The following is a 17,957-nucleotide window of genomic DNA, read 5'->3' as shown; positions in this document are numbered from 1 at the left end:
TTCCATCTTCCGCTACTGTTCCTGTCGCTGTTGTGCCGTCTGGGAACGTAATTGTCACTGTACTTCCTGGCTCGCCTGTTCCTGTAACAGTTGTCGCATCTGACGTCACTTCGTTCACCGTTGGTGCTTCTGGTGCTGTCGTATCTACTACTGTTGTTGACGTACTTGTTGACTCATTGCCTGCTGCGTCTGTTGTTGTCACTTGTAACGTTTCTCCACCTTTAAGGTCAATATTTCCTGGGATTGCGACTTCATAACTTCCGTTATCTCCTACTGTTCCTGTTGCCGTTGTGCCGTCTGGGAACGTTATCGTCACTGTACTTCCTGGTTCTCCTGTTCCTGTTACTGATGTCGCATCTGACGTCACTTCGTTCACCGTTGGTGCTTCTGGTGCTGTTGTATCTACTACTGTTGTTGATGTGCTTGTTGACTCATTGCCTGCTGCGTCTGTTGTTGTCACTTGTAATGTTTCTCCGCCTTTAAGGTCAACGTTACTTGGGATTGCGACTTCATAACTTCCGTTGTCTCCTACTGTGCCTGTCGCTGTTGTTCCATCAGGGAACGTAATCGTTACCGTACTTCCTGGTTCTCCTGTTCCTGTGATTGACGTTGCGTCTGACGTTACTTCATTCACCGTTGGTGCTTCTGGCGCTGTTGTATCTACTACTGTTGTTGATGTGCTTGTTGACTCATTGCCTGCTGCGTCTGTTGTTGTCACTTGTAACGTTTCTCCGCCTTTAAGATCAATGTTTCCTGGGATTATAACTTCATAACTTCCGTTGTCTCCTACTGTGCCTGTTGCCGTTGTACCATCTGGGAACGTAACAGTCACTGTGCTTCCCGGTTCTCCTGTTCCTGTGATAGTTGTTGCTTCTGATGTTACTTCATTCACCGTTGGTGCGTCTGGCGCTGTTGTATCTACTACTGTTGTTGATGTGCTTGTTGATTTATTGCCTGCTGCGTCTGTTGTTGTCACTTGTAGCGTTTCGCCACCTTTGAGATCAACGTTACTTGGGATTGCGACTTCGTAGTTTCCATCCTCAGCTACTGTGCCTGTTGCCGTTGTACCGTCTGGGAATGTAACAGTCACTATGCTTCCCGGTTCTCCCGTACCTGTTACTGTTGTCGCATCTGATGTTACTTCGTTCACCGTTGGTGCGTCCGGCGCTGTTGTATCTACTACTGTTGTTGATGTACTTGTTGACTCATTGCCTGCTGCGTCTGTTGTTGTCACTTGTAGCGTTTCGCCGCCTTTGAGATCTACACCATTTGGAATCGTAACTTCGTAACTTCCATCTTCCGCCACTGTGCCTGTCGCTGTTGTGCCGTCTGGGAATGTTATCGTCACTGTACTTCCTGGTTCTCCTGTTCCTGTTACTGATGTCGCATCTGACGTTACTTCATTTACCGTCGGTGCCTCTGGTGCTGTTGTATCTACTACTGTTGTTGACGTACTTGTTGATTCATTGCCTGATGCATCTGTTGTTGTTACTTGTAATGTTTCTCCGCCTTTAAGGTCAACATTACTTGGGATTGCGACTTCGTAGTTTCCATCTTCCGCTACTGTTCCTGTTGCCGTTGTGCCGTCTGGGAATGTTATCGTCACTGTACTTCCTGGTTCGCCTGTTCCTGTTACTGATGTCGCATCTGACGTCACTTCTTTCACCGTTGGTGCTTCTGGTGCTGTTGTATCTACTACTGTTGTTGATGTGCTTGTTGACTCATTGCCTGCTGCGTCTGTTGTTGTCACTTGTAATGTTTCTCCGCCTTTAAGGTCAACGTTACTTGGGATTGCGACTTCATAACTTCCGTTGTCTCCTACTGTGCCTGTCGCTGTTGTTCCATCAGGGAACGTAATTGTTACTGTACTTCCTGGTTCTCCTGTTCCTGTGATTGACGTTGCGTCTGACGTTACTTCATTCACCGTTGGTGCTTCTGGCGCTGTTGTATCTACTACTGTTGTTGATGTGCTTGTTGACTCATTGCCTGATGCATCTGTCGTTGTCACTTGTAACGTTTCTCCACCTTTAAGGTCAATGTTTCCTGGAATCGCAACTTCGTAGTTTCCATCTTCCGCTACTGTTCCTGTCGCTGTTGTGCCGTCTGGGAACGTAATTGTCACTGTACTTCCTGGCTCGCCTGTTCCTGTAACAGTTGTCGCATCTGACGTCACTTCGTTCACCGTTGGTGCTTCTGGTGCTGTCGTATCTACTACTGTTGTTGACGTACTTGTTGACTCATTGCCTGCTGCGTCTGTTGTTGTCACTTGTAGCGTTTCTCCGCCTTTAAGGTCAATGTTTCCTGGGATTGCAACTTCATAGCTGCCATTGTCTCCTACTGTTCCTGTTGCCGTTGTTCCATCAGGGAACGTAATTGTTACTGTACTTCCTGGTTCGCCTGTTCCTGTGATAGTTGTTGCGTCTGACGTTACTTCGTTCACCGTTGGTGCCTCTGGTGCTGTTGTATCTACTACTGTTGTTGACGTACTTGTGGATTCATTACCTGACGCATCTGTTGTTGTCACTTGTAACGTTTCTCCACCTTTAAGGTCAACATTACCTGGAATTGTAACTTCGTAGTTTCCATCTTCCGCTACTGTACCTGTCGCTGTTGTTCCGTCTGGGAATGTAATTGTTACTGTACTTCCTGGTTCGCCTGTTCCTGTTACTGATGTCGCATCTGACGTTACTTCGTTCACCGTTGGTGCGTCTGGTGCTGTTGTATCTACTACCGTTGTTGATGTGCTTGTTGATTCATTGCCTGATGCATCTGTCGTTGTCACTTGTAACGTTTCTCCACCTTTTAGATCAACGTTTCCTGGGATTGCGACTTCATAACTTCCGTTGTCTCCTACTGTTCCTGTTGCCGTTGTACCATCTGGGAACGTAACAGTCACTGTGCTTCCCGGTTCTCCTGTTCCTGTGATAGTTGTTGCTTCTGATGTTACTTCGTTCACCGTTGGTGCTTCTGGTGCTGTCGTATCTACTACTGTTGTTGATGTACTTGTTGATTCATTGCCTGACGCATCTGTTGTTGTCACTTGTAATGTTTCTCCACCTTTAAGGTCAACATTACTTGGAATTGTAACTTCGTAGTTTCCATCTTCCGCTACTGTGCCTGTCGCTGTTGTTCCATCTGGGAACGTTATCGTTACTGTACTTCCTGGCTCGCCTGTTCCTGTGATTGACGTTGCGTCTGACGTTACTTCATTCACCGTTGGTGCTTCTGGCGCTGTTGTATCTACTACTGTTGTTGATGTGCTTGTTGACTCATTGCCTGCTGCGTCTGTTGTTGTCACTTGTAGCGTTTCTCCGCCTTTAAGGTCAATGTTTCCTGGGATTGCAACTTCATAGCTGCCATTGTCTCCTACTGTTCCTGTTGCCGTTGTTCCATCAGGGAACGTAATTGTTACTGTACTTCCTGGTTCGCCTGTTCCTGTGATAGTTGTTGCGTCTGACGTTACTTCGTTCACCGTTGGTGCCTCTGGTGCTGTTGTATCTACTACTGTTGTTGACGTACTTGTGGATTCATTACCTGACGCATCTGTTGTTGTCACTTGTAATGTTTCGCCACCTTTAAGGTCAACATTACCTGGGATTGTGACTTCATAGCTGCCATTGTCTCCTACTGTTCCTGTTGCCGTTGTACCATCTGGGAACGTTATCGTCACTGTGCTTCCTGGTTCACCCGTACCTGTAATTGACGTTGCATCTGACGTCACTTCATTTACCATCGGTGCATCTGGTGCTGTTGTGTCTACTACCGTTGTTGCAGCTTCACTTGATGTGTTTCCAGCTTGATCCTCAGCAGTAACTGATAATGTCTCTCCACCTTTAAGGCTTACAGAGGATGGAATTTGAATATTAAATTGTCCTTGTTCATTTGTAGCACCTGTAGCAACTTCACCATTAGGGAATGTTACAGTCACAATACTATTTGGTTCAGCATTACCAGTAATTGTTGTGTCTGTTGAGTTCACTGTATTTACTGTCGGCGTTTCTGGTGGTGTTGTATCTTGAACAATCGCAGAAGTTGCATTTGATTGGTTACCTGCTGCATCTGTTGCTGTAAATATCAATTCTTCTCCGCCATTGAATGGTGTGCGGTTACTTAAATCTATTTCAAATACGCCATCTCCATTAACAGTCACTGTTTGTGTCGTTTGATCTGGAAATACGACTGTCACTGTACTATTTGGTTCTGCATTACCAGTGATTGTTGTATCTGTTGATTTAATATTAGTCACTTGTGGTGCATCTGGCGCAGTTGTGTCTACTACTGTTGTTGACGTGCTTGGTGATTCATTGCCTGCTGCGTCTGTTGCAGTTACTGTAATTGTTTCTCCGCCTTTAAAAGTCACATCGGTTGGAATATCTTGTGTGTATCGCCCACTCGCATCGGCAGTGGCTTCTATTGTTGTACCATTAGATAGTGTGATTGTGACTGTACTATTTGGTTCAGCATTACCAGTAATTGTTGTGTCTGTTGAGTTCACTGTATTTACTGTCGGCGCATCTGGTGCTGTTACATCTTTAACTGTTACTTCACTTGATATTGACGTATTGCCAGCTGCATCTTCAGTCGTTACGTTGATTTGTTCTCCACCATTTAATGTTACTGTTTCTGGAATTGTAACTTCATAATTACCATTATCTCCTACTGTTCCAGTCGCTATTATGCCACCTGGGAATGTTACTGTTACTGTACTTCCTGGTTCGCCTGTTCCCGTAACTGATGTCGCATCTGATGTTACTTCATTCACTGTTGGCGCATCTGGTGCCGTTTTATCTGCAACAACCGTTTCTGTTTTTGGAGATGTATTACCACTAGCGTCTTGTGCGGTAACACTAATCGTTTCGCCACCTTTAAGGTCAACTGTATCTGGAATATTAATTGTATATTCACCGTTTGAATTCGCTGTACCTGTTACTGTTTCATTATTTGGTAAATAAATAGTTACCGTACTATTTGGTTCTGCAGTACCACTAATCATCGTGTCTTCTGACGTAATAGTATTAACTGTCGGTGCATCTGGTTGTGTCGTATCTGAAACTGTTGTTGTACTTGGATTTGATTCGTTACCTACTGCATCTGTTGCTGTCGCTGTCACACGTTCTCCACCATTTAATGGTGTTGTGACATTTACTGTGAACTGACCTGTATTATCAGCTTGTACTTCTCCTATAGAGACACCATCTACCATGATGTTCACTGTGCTGTTTGGTTCTGCTTGTCCTGTTATTGTTGAATCGCTTGATGTAATAGGTTGTAGTACTGGTGCTTCTGGTGCTGTTTGGTCTATTACTGTTGCTGTTGCAGTGTTAGATGTATTCCCTGCACTATCTTTTGCAGTTGCTTGAATCGTTTCTTGGCCAACGAGATCTATATTTTCCGGTATTGCTACTTTAAATGTGCCATCTGTTGATGTTGTCACTTCCGTAGTATTACCATCTGGGAATGTAATTGTTACGGTACTACCAGGTTCTGCTTGCCCAGTAATTTCTGTACTGTTTGATGTAATTTCATTAAGTACAGGACTATCTGGAGCGATAGTATCTTTAACTGTAACACGTGTTGCTGTTGATGTGTTTTGTGCTGCGTCTCTTTGACGAACGGCTACTGTTTCGCCATTTTGTAATGGTGTCACATTGGATACGTCAGCTGTCCAGTTTCCATTACCATCGGCCACTGTTTCAACGACTTGGCCATTTGGCATTTCTACAAATACATGTGCATTTGGCTCACTTGTTCCGGTAATTGCGTTTGTGCCCGCTTCAATTACGTTCACTTGTGGCGCAGTTGGCGGTGTTGTATCTTCAACAGTCCCTTGAGTGCTGATTGACGTATTTTGAGATGCGTCAGTTTGTGTAACTGTGATTTGATCATTCAGCTGTAATTGTTCACTAGAACCTTCAACAGTCCAAGTGCCGTCTTGATTCACGGTAGCTGTTTTCGTACTGCCATCTTTAAATTGTACTGTAACCATTGCGCCTGGTTCTCCCGTACCATTTATTGTTGTTGTACCGAGCTCAATTGGTAAAATACCTGGCGCATCTGGTGGTGTAGTATCAACGACTTGTGCTGTTGAGGTTGTTGATGTGTTACCAGCTGCATCTGTTGATGTTGCTTGAATGGTATCACCTAATGCTGGTGTTTTTGTATTAAGTGGTACGTCTACCGTCCATGTGCCATCCGCTTGAACCGTTGTTGTTGCTGTTGTGCCATCTCCGAATGTGACAGTAATCGTTGAACCATTTTCACCTTGTCCTGAAATTTTAGTCGTATCTGCTTCAACAGCATTAATGAGTGGTGCATTTGGTGCAACGGTATCTTGAACAATTTCAGTTGCACTACCAGAGTTATTATTACCATCATTTTGAATCGCTACAATTTCATCATTATCTTTTAACGTCACAGAAGTAGGGACGTTAACTGTCCATGTGCCATTACTTCCTACAGTAGTGGTTTGTGTCGTTTGGTTCGGGAACGTCACAGTCACCGTGTTGCCAGCTACGCCTGTTCCTGTAATAGTCTGACTTCCCGCTTCAATCGTATCGATACTCGGTGGGTCTGGAATCGTGATACCTGACACTTGTGTACTGCTTTGAGGAGATTTGTTTCCTGCCGCATCTTGAGTCGTTGCTGTAATCGTGTCCCCAATTTGTAACGTTACAGTAGTTGGAATATTTACAGTCCAGTTACCACTTTGATCTGCTGTGACTTGTGTTGTTGTACCATTCGGATACATGACAGTAACTGTTGCTCCAGGTTCAGCATTAGATCCTGTAATCGTATTTTCAGTATTTGAAACAGGATTAATTGTGACCGCTTCTGGTGCAATGGTATCTTTGACAGTCCCTGTTGACGGTTGTGATTGATTTTTAGCAGCGTCAGTTAGTGTTGCTGTAACAGTATCGTTATGTTTTAATGTCGTACCTGCTGGTGCTGTAACCGTCCACGTGCCATTATCTCCAACTGTTGCTGTGGCTGTTTGGTTATTTGGGAATGTTACAGTAACCGTTGAACCACTTTCCCCTGTACCTGTAACCGTCGTACTACCAGCTTCTATTGGATTAATAACCGGTGCATCTGGTGGTGTTGAGTCTGTATTATTCACGCCTGGCGTTTTATCTGCAATATCAGGTACACCGTCTCCATCATAGTCATAAAAGTCGATATAAGATGTCGCATAGGAGCCTAAGATACGTTTATGTGGTGCACCACCGTCTTTCGTACCAATTAGGCGATTGTCTAAATAATCACTTTCAAGCCAAGATGCAAAATCGAGTCGTGCTTCACTTGTTGTTGTCGCATTTTGATTTACAAGTGTTGCAATTTGTTCCATCGTAACGCCTGGTTTTAAGCCATATGAAATAGTGTAGGCACGGGATTGTCCTAATGCACCATAGAAGACGTTCGCATCTAGCGCACCACGAGCTGAGTTCAATTGTGATAATGTTTGATTTTGCATAATTGAAATTTGCGGTACTGTACTTGTATCTACTAAACCATTTTGATCCATATTAATATTGACATAACGATTACTTGAAATCGGAACACCATACTCATCTGAAACATATAATTTTACTGAGTTTGGATCAATAAATGGAACGAGTTCTTTCGGCACTTGTTCTTTAATATAAAGTAACCAATCATAATCTGTTTGTAAGAAGTTTTCATTCGGTTTAAAGAGGTGTACCGAATTGATTCTATTTTCAGTCTCATTGTAGCGAATTGTATTGACCATACGTCCAGCTACAAAGCCACTCGTTTGCGTTGTTTTTGGTGTTTCCTGATTCAATGTTGGTGTAATTGTGGTTTGTTGAATACTTTCAGCTGCGATTTCTCCATTATTCGTTGTCCAAGTGTGTGTGAGATACACTGGATTGTCATAGTTGTATCCAAGCGATTGTAACGTTTGATTGTTTTTTAGTGTAATCACAACCGAGGAGTTTGTGACCGAACCGATCAATCCACTATTCACCGTACTCCCCGAAATTGGTGCGGACCAGTCTTGACCATTATTCGTTGTGGTCATTTGAACACCGTTAATCGTTACACTTTGAATTTGCGTAAAGAATTCAGGTTGGTTGAATGATAAATGAACTCTACCCCCATTTACAAATTCACTTTGAAGTGTGAGCCATTTCGTTAAGTTTAAATTGATTTGATTTGTAGTTTGATCTCCAACTTGACCAATTCCTGCAAAGCGTAATGATGTACTATCTTTAACAGTTGTCGCGTTATAGCCTAAATCTCGCAGTAAATATAAATATTTCGGATCATCTGGAATTGTGTACGATTGACGATTTGGCTCTGCAACTGTTGTGGCAAACATAGGTGTCGCTGATCTAAATGATGTTAGTGTTGTTGCTTCTGGCGATGTCTGATCGATTTCATTGGATAGATTTTGAATGGCAGAGAACAGTATCGCATCGTTAATTTGTTGATCTGTCGCTGTATTAAAGTCAATTTCCGCACCATCCATCACTTGTTGTGCTTCAGCATCTGTTAAATATTGATTTAAGTAGTCCTCTGTTGCAGCTGCTTTATCGTTCGTAGACGTCGTAGATAAAGCATCTACAAGACCTGATGAAGTCGTTTCTTCATTAGATGCTGTCGTCTTATCTGATTCATTCGTTGTGGGTTCAGTTGACGGTGTTTCAGTTGATGAGGTTTGCGTCTGCTCTTCTGGTGATGTATTTTGCGTTTCTTTAGAAGTTGATGATTCCGTACTATCTTCCGTTGATGCTTCTGTTGATGTATCTTCAGTTGTATTGGATTTAGATGCTGATGGTTTTGTTTCTTCAGTAGAAGGTTGTTCCGAACTTTTTTCTGATTGTGTTGCGTCTTGTGTCGTATTAGCTTCTTCAGTGCTTGGTGTTTCAGTTGTATCTACTGCTTCAGTTGACTGTTCTGTTGATGCTTCTGTACTAGATTCACTAGATGATGCTTCTGGAGATGTCTCTGTTGATGATGGTTCTGTCGACGTTTCTGATGATGGAGTTTCTTCCGGGGATACAGATGTTGTTTCAGTAGGTTGAGCTTCTTCAGTACTTGGTGTCTCTTGAGTAGAATGACCCTCTAAAGTAGGTGATTGCGTGGTTTCGTTGCTTACGTTAGACGGAGTTGCTACGTCTGATGTAGCTTCTGGCTCAGTTGATGATGCTTCTTGAGTCGATGTGTCAGTCGTTACTGTTGTCGCTTGATTTGTGTTGATTTCACTCGCTTCAACATCACGTGGTAATCCAAAAACTAACGTGGATCCAATTAAAATGGATGCAGTACCTATTGTAAATTTGCGAATACTATACTTATTATTACGATTCGGTAAAAAATCTAATCGTTTAACCCCTTTTTTCTTTCTCATATTATTCCTCCTGTTTAGAATCACTACTTCAATATTTATACCCTTTATATAATTTACTAAAAGTTGACGTTTACTATTTATTTGCTTCGACTATAAAATTAAAGTATTAAAGCAATTATATACAATTTGCGATATGAGTTAAACATATTAAGCATTAGATTCTTTAATTATGAAGATGTAATTTCATATTTTAAGTATATAAAAAATTAGAGCTAGGAATAATATCCTAACTCTATTCTCCAATCTATAACATTTTTGGCGTTTTATCGTTAAACTCAAGATATACCTCATCTGGAATGCCCCAATATTCTTTAAAAATATTTTTTTTTCTTATCGTACGGCGATGAATGTTGCATGCGTGACTCAAAAGGCAAACGTGCCATCGAATAATGGGTCATATCAGGGTTGGCCTCAAGCGCACGTTGGACTTTTGAGATACGGTCGTGTTGCGCTACTGTAATCACACTAAATACAAGAATTAAGTAAATTTGCGCGATAACAACTATCCCTAAAAAAGTTTTCATCGGTCTGATGTCAAGTCGTTGTAATAACACCGTATTAATAATAACCCCAATACTATATGCAGGAAAAAAATTCCGTGGCCCTATAGGTTGAACCATAAGTAATGGTGCGATTAAAAAAGGGATTGCACAGACTAGTATTATAGTAGCGTATTTCATCCGTTTCGAATTCATTACACGATACAGTGTGTAAATCATAATGCTAAATAAAAAAAGTGTAACTGTGGTATCGAGAATCGCTACGATAGGTTCCATCCTTAACCGTTCAAATCCAAATGGGATACGTATTAAGTAACCATATATTGGCGTAACTGATAAACTTGACATCAAAAACCCTTTCATTGTCATTTTCAACTGACTTTGATAAACATATACCATTAACAGAATAGACATGACAGTAATCAATAAAATTGAGTTGAATACGACTTGTTGTGGAAATTGTGTGACTAATGTTCCAATCGTTTTCGCAAACATCCCCTGTTCTTCATCTGAGACTTTCTGATAAGAAGATTCACCAGCTAAAATAGTGCGATAATTCGGGCTTGAAAACATGAGTATTGCGCCAACAATGGCTAATCCAAATGCGATATAGATATATCGTGCGATATGACGACGTCTGAACCATTGCACTATAATTAATACGCCAAGGAGTAACACATGAAACAATGTATGATTCTCCATAAACCATTGCCCTATTAAAGCAATCAAACACATGATCCCTTGTTCTAATTTCGTTAGCTTAATACCTTTTAAAATACGTATACTATACATTAATAAAAACAATGTACAGATCGTTACAGGCACATAGTTATAAAAACCGGCAAACCAACCATACGTTTGACTGTATATCGCAACAGGAATGATTAATAGCCACATCCATGTTGATATGTAAAAAAATGTGCGATATTGGGTTGTTTCTGTGATATCTTCCACTAATTGCACGATGACTTTAATCAATAATATCGAGAAAAGTGCGTATGTAATATAACGAAAAAGTGACACACGAACTGCAATCACTTCTAAAGTATTGCCCAGATAGCGCCCATTTAAGTCAGCATAAAACGTTGTTAACATCTCAATCCCATAAGCATTCGCCCATTCTAAATCATCATGAACCAGTGGCATTAACATGGCCATAATAATGTAAAACACGATGCTATACCATACTAAATGATAATGCTTTATATATTGTATCATTGATATATTCCTCTATTTTTGATGTTGAAATTGAAATATGTCTACCTATATTAAGTATGAGATAAGCAAGGAAAATAAGCGATGTAAACATAGCGAGATCATTATTGACGCCTTCCTCATCACTTACTCCCCTTGCTTTACATATATTATTGCATATACGAACTTAGTACCATGTTAATTAGTTAATCGGTGCGCCACCTGTGATACCATAAACTTGACCTGTGATGTAACTTGCATTTTCTGAAGCAAGTAATACATATACATCTGCAAGTTCAACTGGTTGTCCTGCACGTTGTAAAGGTTGGTTTTGACCAAACTCTGGAATATTTTCTTGAGGTTGACCACCGCTAATTTGAAGGGGTGTCCAAATCGGACCAGGTGCTACAGCGTTCACTCGGATACCTTTAGGTCCAAGTTGTGCCGCAAGTCCTTTAGTTAAAGATACATTACATGATTTTGTCATCGCGTAATCAAGTAAATGACCGCTTGGTTTCATCGCTTGAATTGATGACGTTAAAATAATACTTGAACCCGCTTCTAAATAATTCAATGCTTCTTGAATCGCATATACAGTTGAGAATACATTGACTTCAAATGTATCTGTTAATTGTTTAGGGTCTAATTTTTGAATATCATATTCATACTGTTGCATTCCGGCATTTAAAACTAAAATATCTAAACCACCTAACGCTTCATGTGCATCTTTTACCATTTGTTTCGCGTACGTCGCATCACGTAAATCGCCTGGTAATAACACGGCTTTTTGACCTGTCTTTTCAACAACGGCTTTTACATCTTCAGCATCAACTTGTTCGTCAGGATGATAAGCAATAGCAACATCCGCACCTTCTTTCGCATAAGCAATCGCAGCTGCACGGCCAATACCAGAATCAGCACCCGTAATCAGCGCTTTTTTACCTACAAGTTTTTCAGCGCCTTTATAAGTTTCTTCACCACAATCAGGTACTGGTGTCATCTCACGTTGAATGCCTGGGTACGGTTGAGGTTGTTGCTCAAATTTATCATTAAAAAATTGATTTACTGGATTTTGTTTTGCCATTTGTAAAAACCTCTCTTTATTATTTTTTTATAGTATTCCCCTAATACACATCCTAAAACGTTATACGTTTGTATGCTTACGTCTTAACCACTGCTCAACCATACGAAACTCTTCGAAATCCTCATTGGTATACATCGGTATGCCATAATCCTTTAACTGCGTACGTACAAATAACTGCACAGATTTCGGTAAATAATATAAAACTCCAGGATAATAACGTTTGTAAAAGGCTAAACGATAATCTTGAACCAATTGTTCCGCTTCAACTGGGATACCTTCCACTAAATATTCAGCAACAGATCTTCCCACCTGTTTTAAAATATATAATGCATAAAAATCAAGACGTATGTTTGTCCCCCATTTTATCTTCGTAGGATGAAGTGCTCTATTTTTTAAAGGCAATCCTAATCGATATGTTTCATTTTCGATTTCGACTAATAGTTGTTGTTGAACATTCAGAAATGATTCTGATGTTTTCACGGATTTTATCGCATCATTCACATAGTTTGGGTAGCGTTGACAAGCGATATGTGTATGTCCTACTGCCGTAAGTCCTAGTGTATGTGGCAAATTCACCATTCCTGCTATACGTTGTTCTGCTTCAATACGAGTCATACTCATAGTTTTAGGATTAAGCTGAAGTCCTGTCACAAGATAATGCGTATTGAAATAGTCCTTATAAAAAATCGCACCGATTGCGTAATAATCCGACGTAATCTTAGGAAAATGGGTGTCTAAAATATTGGTTTTAATCAATTTACTGTCCATGTGATCGAACATATCATACTGATGCATCGATTCAGAACCAAAGTCGAGTGATACTTTATCCATGTCTCCAGGAGTCAAAGCCATCGCTGATAGATTCGATAGATCACCACTGAAATTAAGTGTTTTCACATCATGCCCCATTATGTTATGAAGTTGCCAAATTTTTATTCCTTTTTGGCAAACTAATGTGGCATGTGTTCGATGTTCGATACTTTGTTTCGTCTTTTCAGAGACTTTAAGCCTCATTTCTATCCTGTCATAATATTGGCCGCATAATGTAGATAACGCTTCAGCAACCAAATCCTCTCGCACCTCAATAGGATCTGCCATTTCAAAACGAATCTTACCTTCATGGACATCATCGTGATACTCTGCTTGAATGATACCTTGTTCATTCACAATATGTTCAAATACAATCCGTGACATTTCATACACCTCAACTATTCACAATTAACCTTATCATAACGCGCTGATATTAACACAGAATTAAAAAATGTAAATGCATTTTAAAGATAAAAAATCATTTTTACACATTAATCATTTATATCTCTAATATAACGAACTTTTAATGTTTAACTTCATTCAAATAGGAAAAATGATTAGAAAAGGGTCTGGACGCTTCATCTTATAGATAAGAGGATGTGTCGTTATCCATCGAGATGTTACAGCCAATCCTTGAGACTTGTTCAATATGGTCCGACTCCTATTCATTATTGAAAGGGGAAAATTTGAATTATGTCTAATCCAAAAGATAAAGATCTTGAACAATTTCGTAAAACTGATGATGAACAAGCCATGACAACAAATCAAGGCTTGAAAATGTCTGAGGATGAAAATACGTTAACTTTAGGAGACCGTGGTCCAAGTTTACTCGAAGATTTTCATTTCAGAGAAAAAATTACTCATTTTGACCATGAACGCATTCCTGAACGTGTTGTACACGCAAGAGGTTATGGTGCACATGGTGAATTTGAACTTTATGAAGATTTATCTGAATATACTTATGCGAATTTCTTAACAGACACAAGCAAAGTGACACCACTTTTCGTACGTTTTTCAACAGTTCAAGGGTCAAAAGGCTCACCAGATACAGTACGTGACGTTAGAGGGTTCGCAACTAAATTCTACACAGATCAAGGTGTATTTGACTTAGTGGGTAATAATATTCCTGTTTTCTTCATCCAAGATGCGATTAAGTTCCCTGATTTAATTCATGCAGTGAAACCAGAGCCTCATAACGAAATGCCTCAAGGTGGTTCAGCGCATGACACATTCTGGGACTTTTTCGCTCAAAATCCAGAATCTACACATACTGCAGTATGGAATATGAGTGACCGTGGTATTCCGAAAAACTTTAGACAAATGGAAGGATTCGGTGTAAATACATTCCGTCTTGTTAATAAAGAAGGTAAATCTCATTTTGTTAAATTCCACTGGAAACCTGTATGGGGACTTGAATCTATGGTTTGGGATGAAGCACAAATTGTATCTGGTAAAAACATCGATTTCCATCGTCAAGATTTATATGAATCTATCGAAAAAGGAGATTATCCTGCTTGGGAATTAGGTTTACAACTCATTCCAGAAGAGGACGAATTCAAATACGATTTCGATATATTAGATCCAACAAAAATTTGGCCGGAAGATGAGGTACCCGTTAAAATCGTTGGTAAGATGACATTAAATCGTAATGTGGACAACGTATTCGCTGAAACAGAACAAGTCGCATTTCATCCTGGACATATCGTACCTGGTATTGATTTTTCAGATGATCCATTATTACAAGGTCGTTTGTTCTCATATACAGATACTCAAATTTCACGATTAGGCGGTCCAAACTTCCATCAAATTCCAATCAACCGTCCAATCAATCCGGTACACAATAATCAACGTGACGCGATGCATCAAATGAATATCCATCAAGGTCAAACATCTTACCATAAAAATGCGTTAAACAATAATGACCCTCATACTGTGTCACGTGAAGAAGGCGGATTTGAACATTATCAAGAAAAAGTTGAAGGTCACAAAGTACGCCGTCGTAGCGAAAGCTTTAAAGACTATTATTCACAAGCAAGATTATATCTGAACAGCTTGACTGAACCTGAATATAATCATACTGTTGATGGCTTTTCATTTGAATTAGGTAAATGTAAATCTGTCATGGTTAAACAAAATGCAGTGAATCAATTAAATAAAGTCTCTCGCGACCTTGCAGAACGTGTTGCGAAAAATATTGGCGTTGAAGTTCCTGAAGAAAACGAAGAAGTGAAGTCAGACCAAAAAGATTCAAAATTAACAATGGAAAAATTTGAACGTCCATTACGTGCACATTCTGTCGCAATCGTAGTTGACGGCGACATTAGCGATGAGACATTAAAAGCATATGCTAAAGTGATGAGCGATAAACAATTAAACTATGCCTTTGTTTCAGATCAACCGCGTAATATTGAAAAAGATTTTGGTATTACTGAAACATTTGATACCGTTCATCCAACATTATTTGATAGCTTAATTGTACTATCAGACAACACTAAAATCTTTAACGAAACAGAATTATTTGCTGAAATGACTTTTAAACATTTCAAACCACTTGTACTTTCTGAACAAGCAGCAAAAGCGTTAGAAAATAGTAAAGTGGATACTACACAACCCGGCGTGTTTGTTTCAGATGAACCAGATACAATTGTAACTGCATTTGAAAAACCACGTTACTGGGATCGTGCTTAATCTTAATATGAGGTGACAAGTATATGGATTTACAAAAGTTTCATGAGGACATTAAAGGCTACACACAAGACACACAACCTGGATCAGAAAAAGATATGGATCCAAAACCCATTGTTGAACTAGACAGCTATAAACCAGCTGGAAAATTAAAAGGTAAAGTCGCACTCATTACGGGTGGCGATTCAGGTATTGGTCGTTCTGTAGCGATTCATTTCGCTAAAGAAGGTGCAAATGTTGCTATCGGTTATCTCAATGAACATATTGACGCAGAAGATACTGTAAAACGCCTTGAAGAACTTGGCGTTAAAGCAAAAGCGTATGCACATGATTTACGTAACGCAGATGAAGCGAAAGTGTTAATTGATAAAGTGGTAGAAGAATTTGGTGGACTCAATATTTTAGTTAATAATGGTTCTGTCCAATTTCCAAAAGACCATTACGAAGATGTGACACCAAAACAAATTCAAACTACTTTTGAAACTAATATCTTCGGCATGATGTACTTATCACAAGCCGCATTACCACACTTATCTAGCGGGGATAAAATCATCAATACGACAAGTGTAACTGCTTATCGTGGTTCAGATCATTTAATTGATTATTCATCTACAAAAGGTGCAATCGTGTCATTTACACGTTCACTCGCGACATCATTGATGGACAAAGGTATTTATGTCAATGCCGTAGCACCAGGACCTATTTACACACCTTTAATCCCTGCAACTTTTGATGCGGACAAAGTGGAAAACCAAGGTAGTGAAACACCAATGGGACGTCGAGGCCAACCTGCAGAACTCGCACCTTCATACGTTTTTCTAGCATCAACAGATAGCTCTTATATGACAGGTCAAACATTGCACCTTAACGGCGGAGACTATTTAAGTTCATAATATAATGAAAAACCCTTCGAAGTAGCACCGACTACTTTGAAGGGTTTTTTTCATCTATAAATGTTATTAAGAATTTGAATCTTGTTTATGTTGTCTTCTTGTAAATCGTGCAAGCAATCCTACGCCAAGCAGTGACGCAATGATACCTGTGCGCGCTGAAGGTTGCGTAGTACCTGTTTCAGGGAGTCGTTGCACATCATTAGACTTATGATGCGTTTGATTTTGACGATCCATCATATCCGTCTTCGTCTCTACGCTAGAAGATGAAGTTATTGCTGAAGCATGCGGTCTAGATGTTGTTTCATTCACACTGTGAGATGGTGTAGATTGAACGTTTTGATGTTCAGATTCTCCTACCATTTCTTCTTGTAGTACACTTTGTTCTGACTCTAATATGATTGAACCATGATGTTCAACGTTTTCCCCTTGAGTTTTTGGTGTATCAGAACTATCTGATAGTGATTCTTCTGGTTCTGTTTGAGTGTCAGGATTTGCTTCCGGTTCTGCTAGCGTACCAGTATTTTCTTCCGACTCTTCCACTGTTGAATTTTCTGATTCTGTTGGCGTATCAGGATCTACTTCCGGTTCCGTTGGTGTGTCAATGTTTTCTTCTGACTCTTCTACTGTTGAATTTCCTGATTCTGTTGGTGTATCAGGATTTACTTCCGGTTCCGCTGGTGTGTCAATATTTTCTTCTGATTCTTCTACTGTTGGATTTTCTGATTCTGTTGGTGTATCAGGATTTGCTTCCGGTTCCGTTGGTGACGAATCTTCTGGTTGTTCAGGTGTTATCGCTATTACGTTAGCTTGTACAGGTTCTGATATATTTTGTTGTGTATCACGAACTGTAACTGTAATCGTTTCTTCACCTTTGAGATGAACATTTTCTGGAATCGCGACTTCATAACTGCCGTTGGCTCCTACTGTGCCTGTTGCTGTTGTGCCGTCTGGGAACGTAATCGTCACTGTGCTTCCTGGCTCTCCTGTTCCTGTAATTGATGTCGCGTCTGACGTTACTTCATTCACTGTTGGTGCTTCTGGTGCTGTTGTATCTACTACTGTTGTTGATGTGCTTGGTGACGCGTTTCCTGTTGCGTCTGTTATTGTCACTTGTAGTCCTTCGCCACCGTTAAGGTCAACGTTGTCTGGAATCACAACTTCGTAACTTCCATCTTCCGCTACTGTGCCTGTCGCTGTGCTACCATCTGGGAACGTAATCGTCACTGTGCTTCCTGGCTCGCCTGTTCCTGTAATTGATGTCGCGCCTGACGTTACTTCATTCACCGTTGGTGCCTCTGGTGCTGTTGTATCTACTACTGTTGTTGATGTGCTTGGTGACGCGTTTCCTGCCACGTCTGTTGTTGTCACTTGTAGTCCTTCGCCACCGTTAAGATCTACACCACTTGGAATCGCCACTTCAT

Annotated in this window: 7 protein-coding genes and 1 pseudogene; 2 read left to right on the top strand and 6 right to left on the bottom strand. The window is 40.4% G+C overall.

The annotated features are described in order from the left end of the window. From HHH54_RS10230 to HHH54_RS10215, 5 genes and pseudogenes are all read right to left on the bottom strand, one after another. On the bottom strand, positions 1-7,345 hold a 7,345-nt coding region (locus tag HHH54_RS10230; RefSeq protein WP_432813808.1), incomplete at its 3' end, for an Ig-like domain-containing protein. 1,910 nt (positions 7,346-9,255) lie between these two features. Next, a pseudogene (locus tag HHH54_RS11565) lies at positions 9,256-9,370 on the bottom strand (YSIRK-type signal peptide-containing protein); the annotation flags it as partial. Positions 9,371-9,681: 311 nt separating this feature from the next. Further along, positions 9,682-11,088 (bottom strand): DUF6056 family protein, encoded by a 1,407-nt coding sequence (locus HHH54_RS10225; protein ID WP_198618709.1) that lies wholly within the window; start codon positions 11,086-11,088, stop codon positions 9,682-9,684. A gap of 178 nt (positions 11,089-11,266) precedes the next feature. Then, the gene (locus HHH54_RS10220) at positions 11,267-12,148 is read right to left on the bottom strand and encodes an SDR family oxidoreductase (protein WP_198618708.1); all 882 of its coding nucleotides are present in this window, start codon (positions 12,146-12,148) and stop codon (positions 11,267-11,269) included. Positions 12,149-12,208: 60 nt separating this feature from the next. Then, positions 12,209-13,342: a hypothetical protein gene (locus tag HHH54_RS10215; RefSeq protein WP_198618707.1), complete on the bottom strand. Its 1,134-nt coding sequence runs from the start codon at positions 13,340-13,342 to the stop codon at positions 12,209-12,211. 309 nt (positions 13,343-13,651) lie between these two features. Between HHH54_RS10215 and HHH54_RS10210 the strand changes: the two genes are divergently transcribed. Together HHH54_RS10210 and HHH54_RS10205 are read left to right on the top strand one after the other, a co-directional pair. Further along, on the top strand, positions 13,652-15,646 hold the full coding sequence (locus HHH54_RS10210; RefSeq protein ID WP_198618706.1) for a catalase: 1,995 nt from the start codon (positions 13,652-13,654) through the stop codon (positions 15,644-15,646). A gap of 23 nt (positions 15,647-15,669) precedes the next feature. Then, the gene (locus HHH54_RS10205; RefSeq protein ID WP_198618705.1) at positions 15,670-16,536 is read left to right on the top strand and encodes an SDR family oxidoreductase; all 867 of its coding nucleotides are present in this window, start codon (positions 15,670-15,672) and stop codon (positions 16,534-16,536) included. Between the two features lie 66 nt (positions 16,537-16,602). Here HHH54_RS10205 and HHH54_RS10200 read toward each other — a convergent pair. Next, a partial coding sequence (locus HHH54_RS10200; protein ID WP_232796322.1) for an Ig-like domain-containing protein occupies positions 16,603-17,957 on the bottom strand: 1,355 nt, incomplete at its 5' end.

Origin of the sequence: Staphylococcus canis, from assembly GCF_016238445.1 — a bacterium.
Lineage (GTDB): Bacteria > Bacillota > Bacilli > Staphylococcales > Staphylococcaceae > Staphylococcus > Staphylococcus canis.
Note: the sequence above shows the minus strand (reverse complement) of the source record. Positions and strands in the feature narration are given on the sequence as shown.

Coding starts and splice junctions, on each gene's coding strand:
- HHH54_RS10225 (WP_198618709.1), bottom strand. CDS start 11,088: ATGATACAATATATAAAGCATTATCATTTAGTATGGTATAGCATCGTG.
- HHH54_RS10205 (WP_198618705.1), top strand. CDS start 15,670: ATGGATTTACAAAAGTTTCATGAGGACATTAAAGGCTACACACAAGAC.
- HHH54_RS10220 (WP_198618708.1), bottom strand. CDS start 12,148: ATGGCAAAACAAAATCCAGTAAATCAATTTTTTAATGATAAATTTGAG.
- HHH54_RS10210 (WP_198618706.1), top strand. CDS start 13,652: ATGTCTAATCCAAAAGATAAAGATCTTGAACAATTTCGTAAAACTGAT.
- HHH54_RS10215 (WP_198618707.1), bottom strand. CDS start 13,342: ATGTCACGGATTGTATTTGAACATATTGTGAATGAACAAGGTATCATT.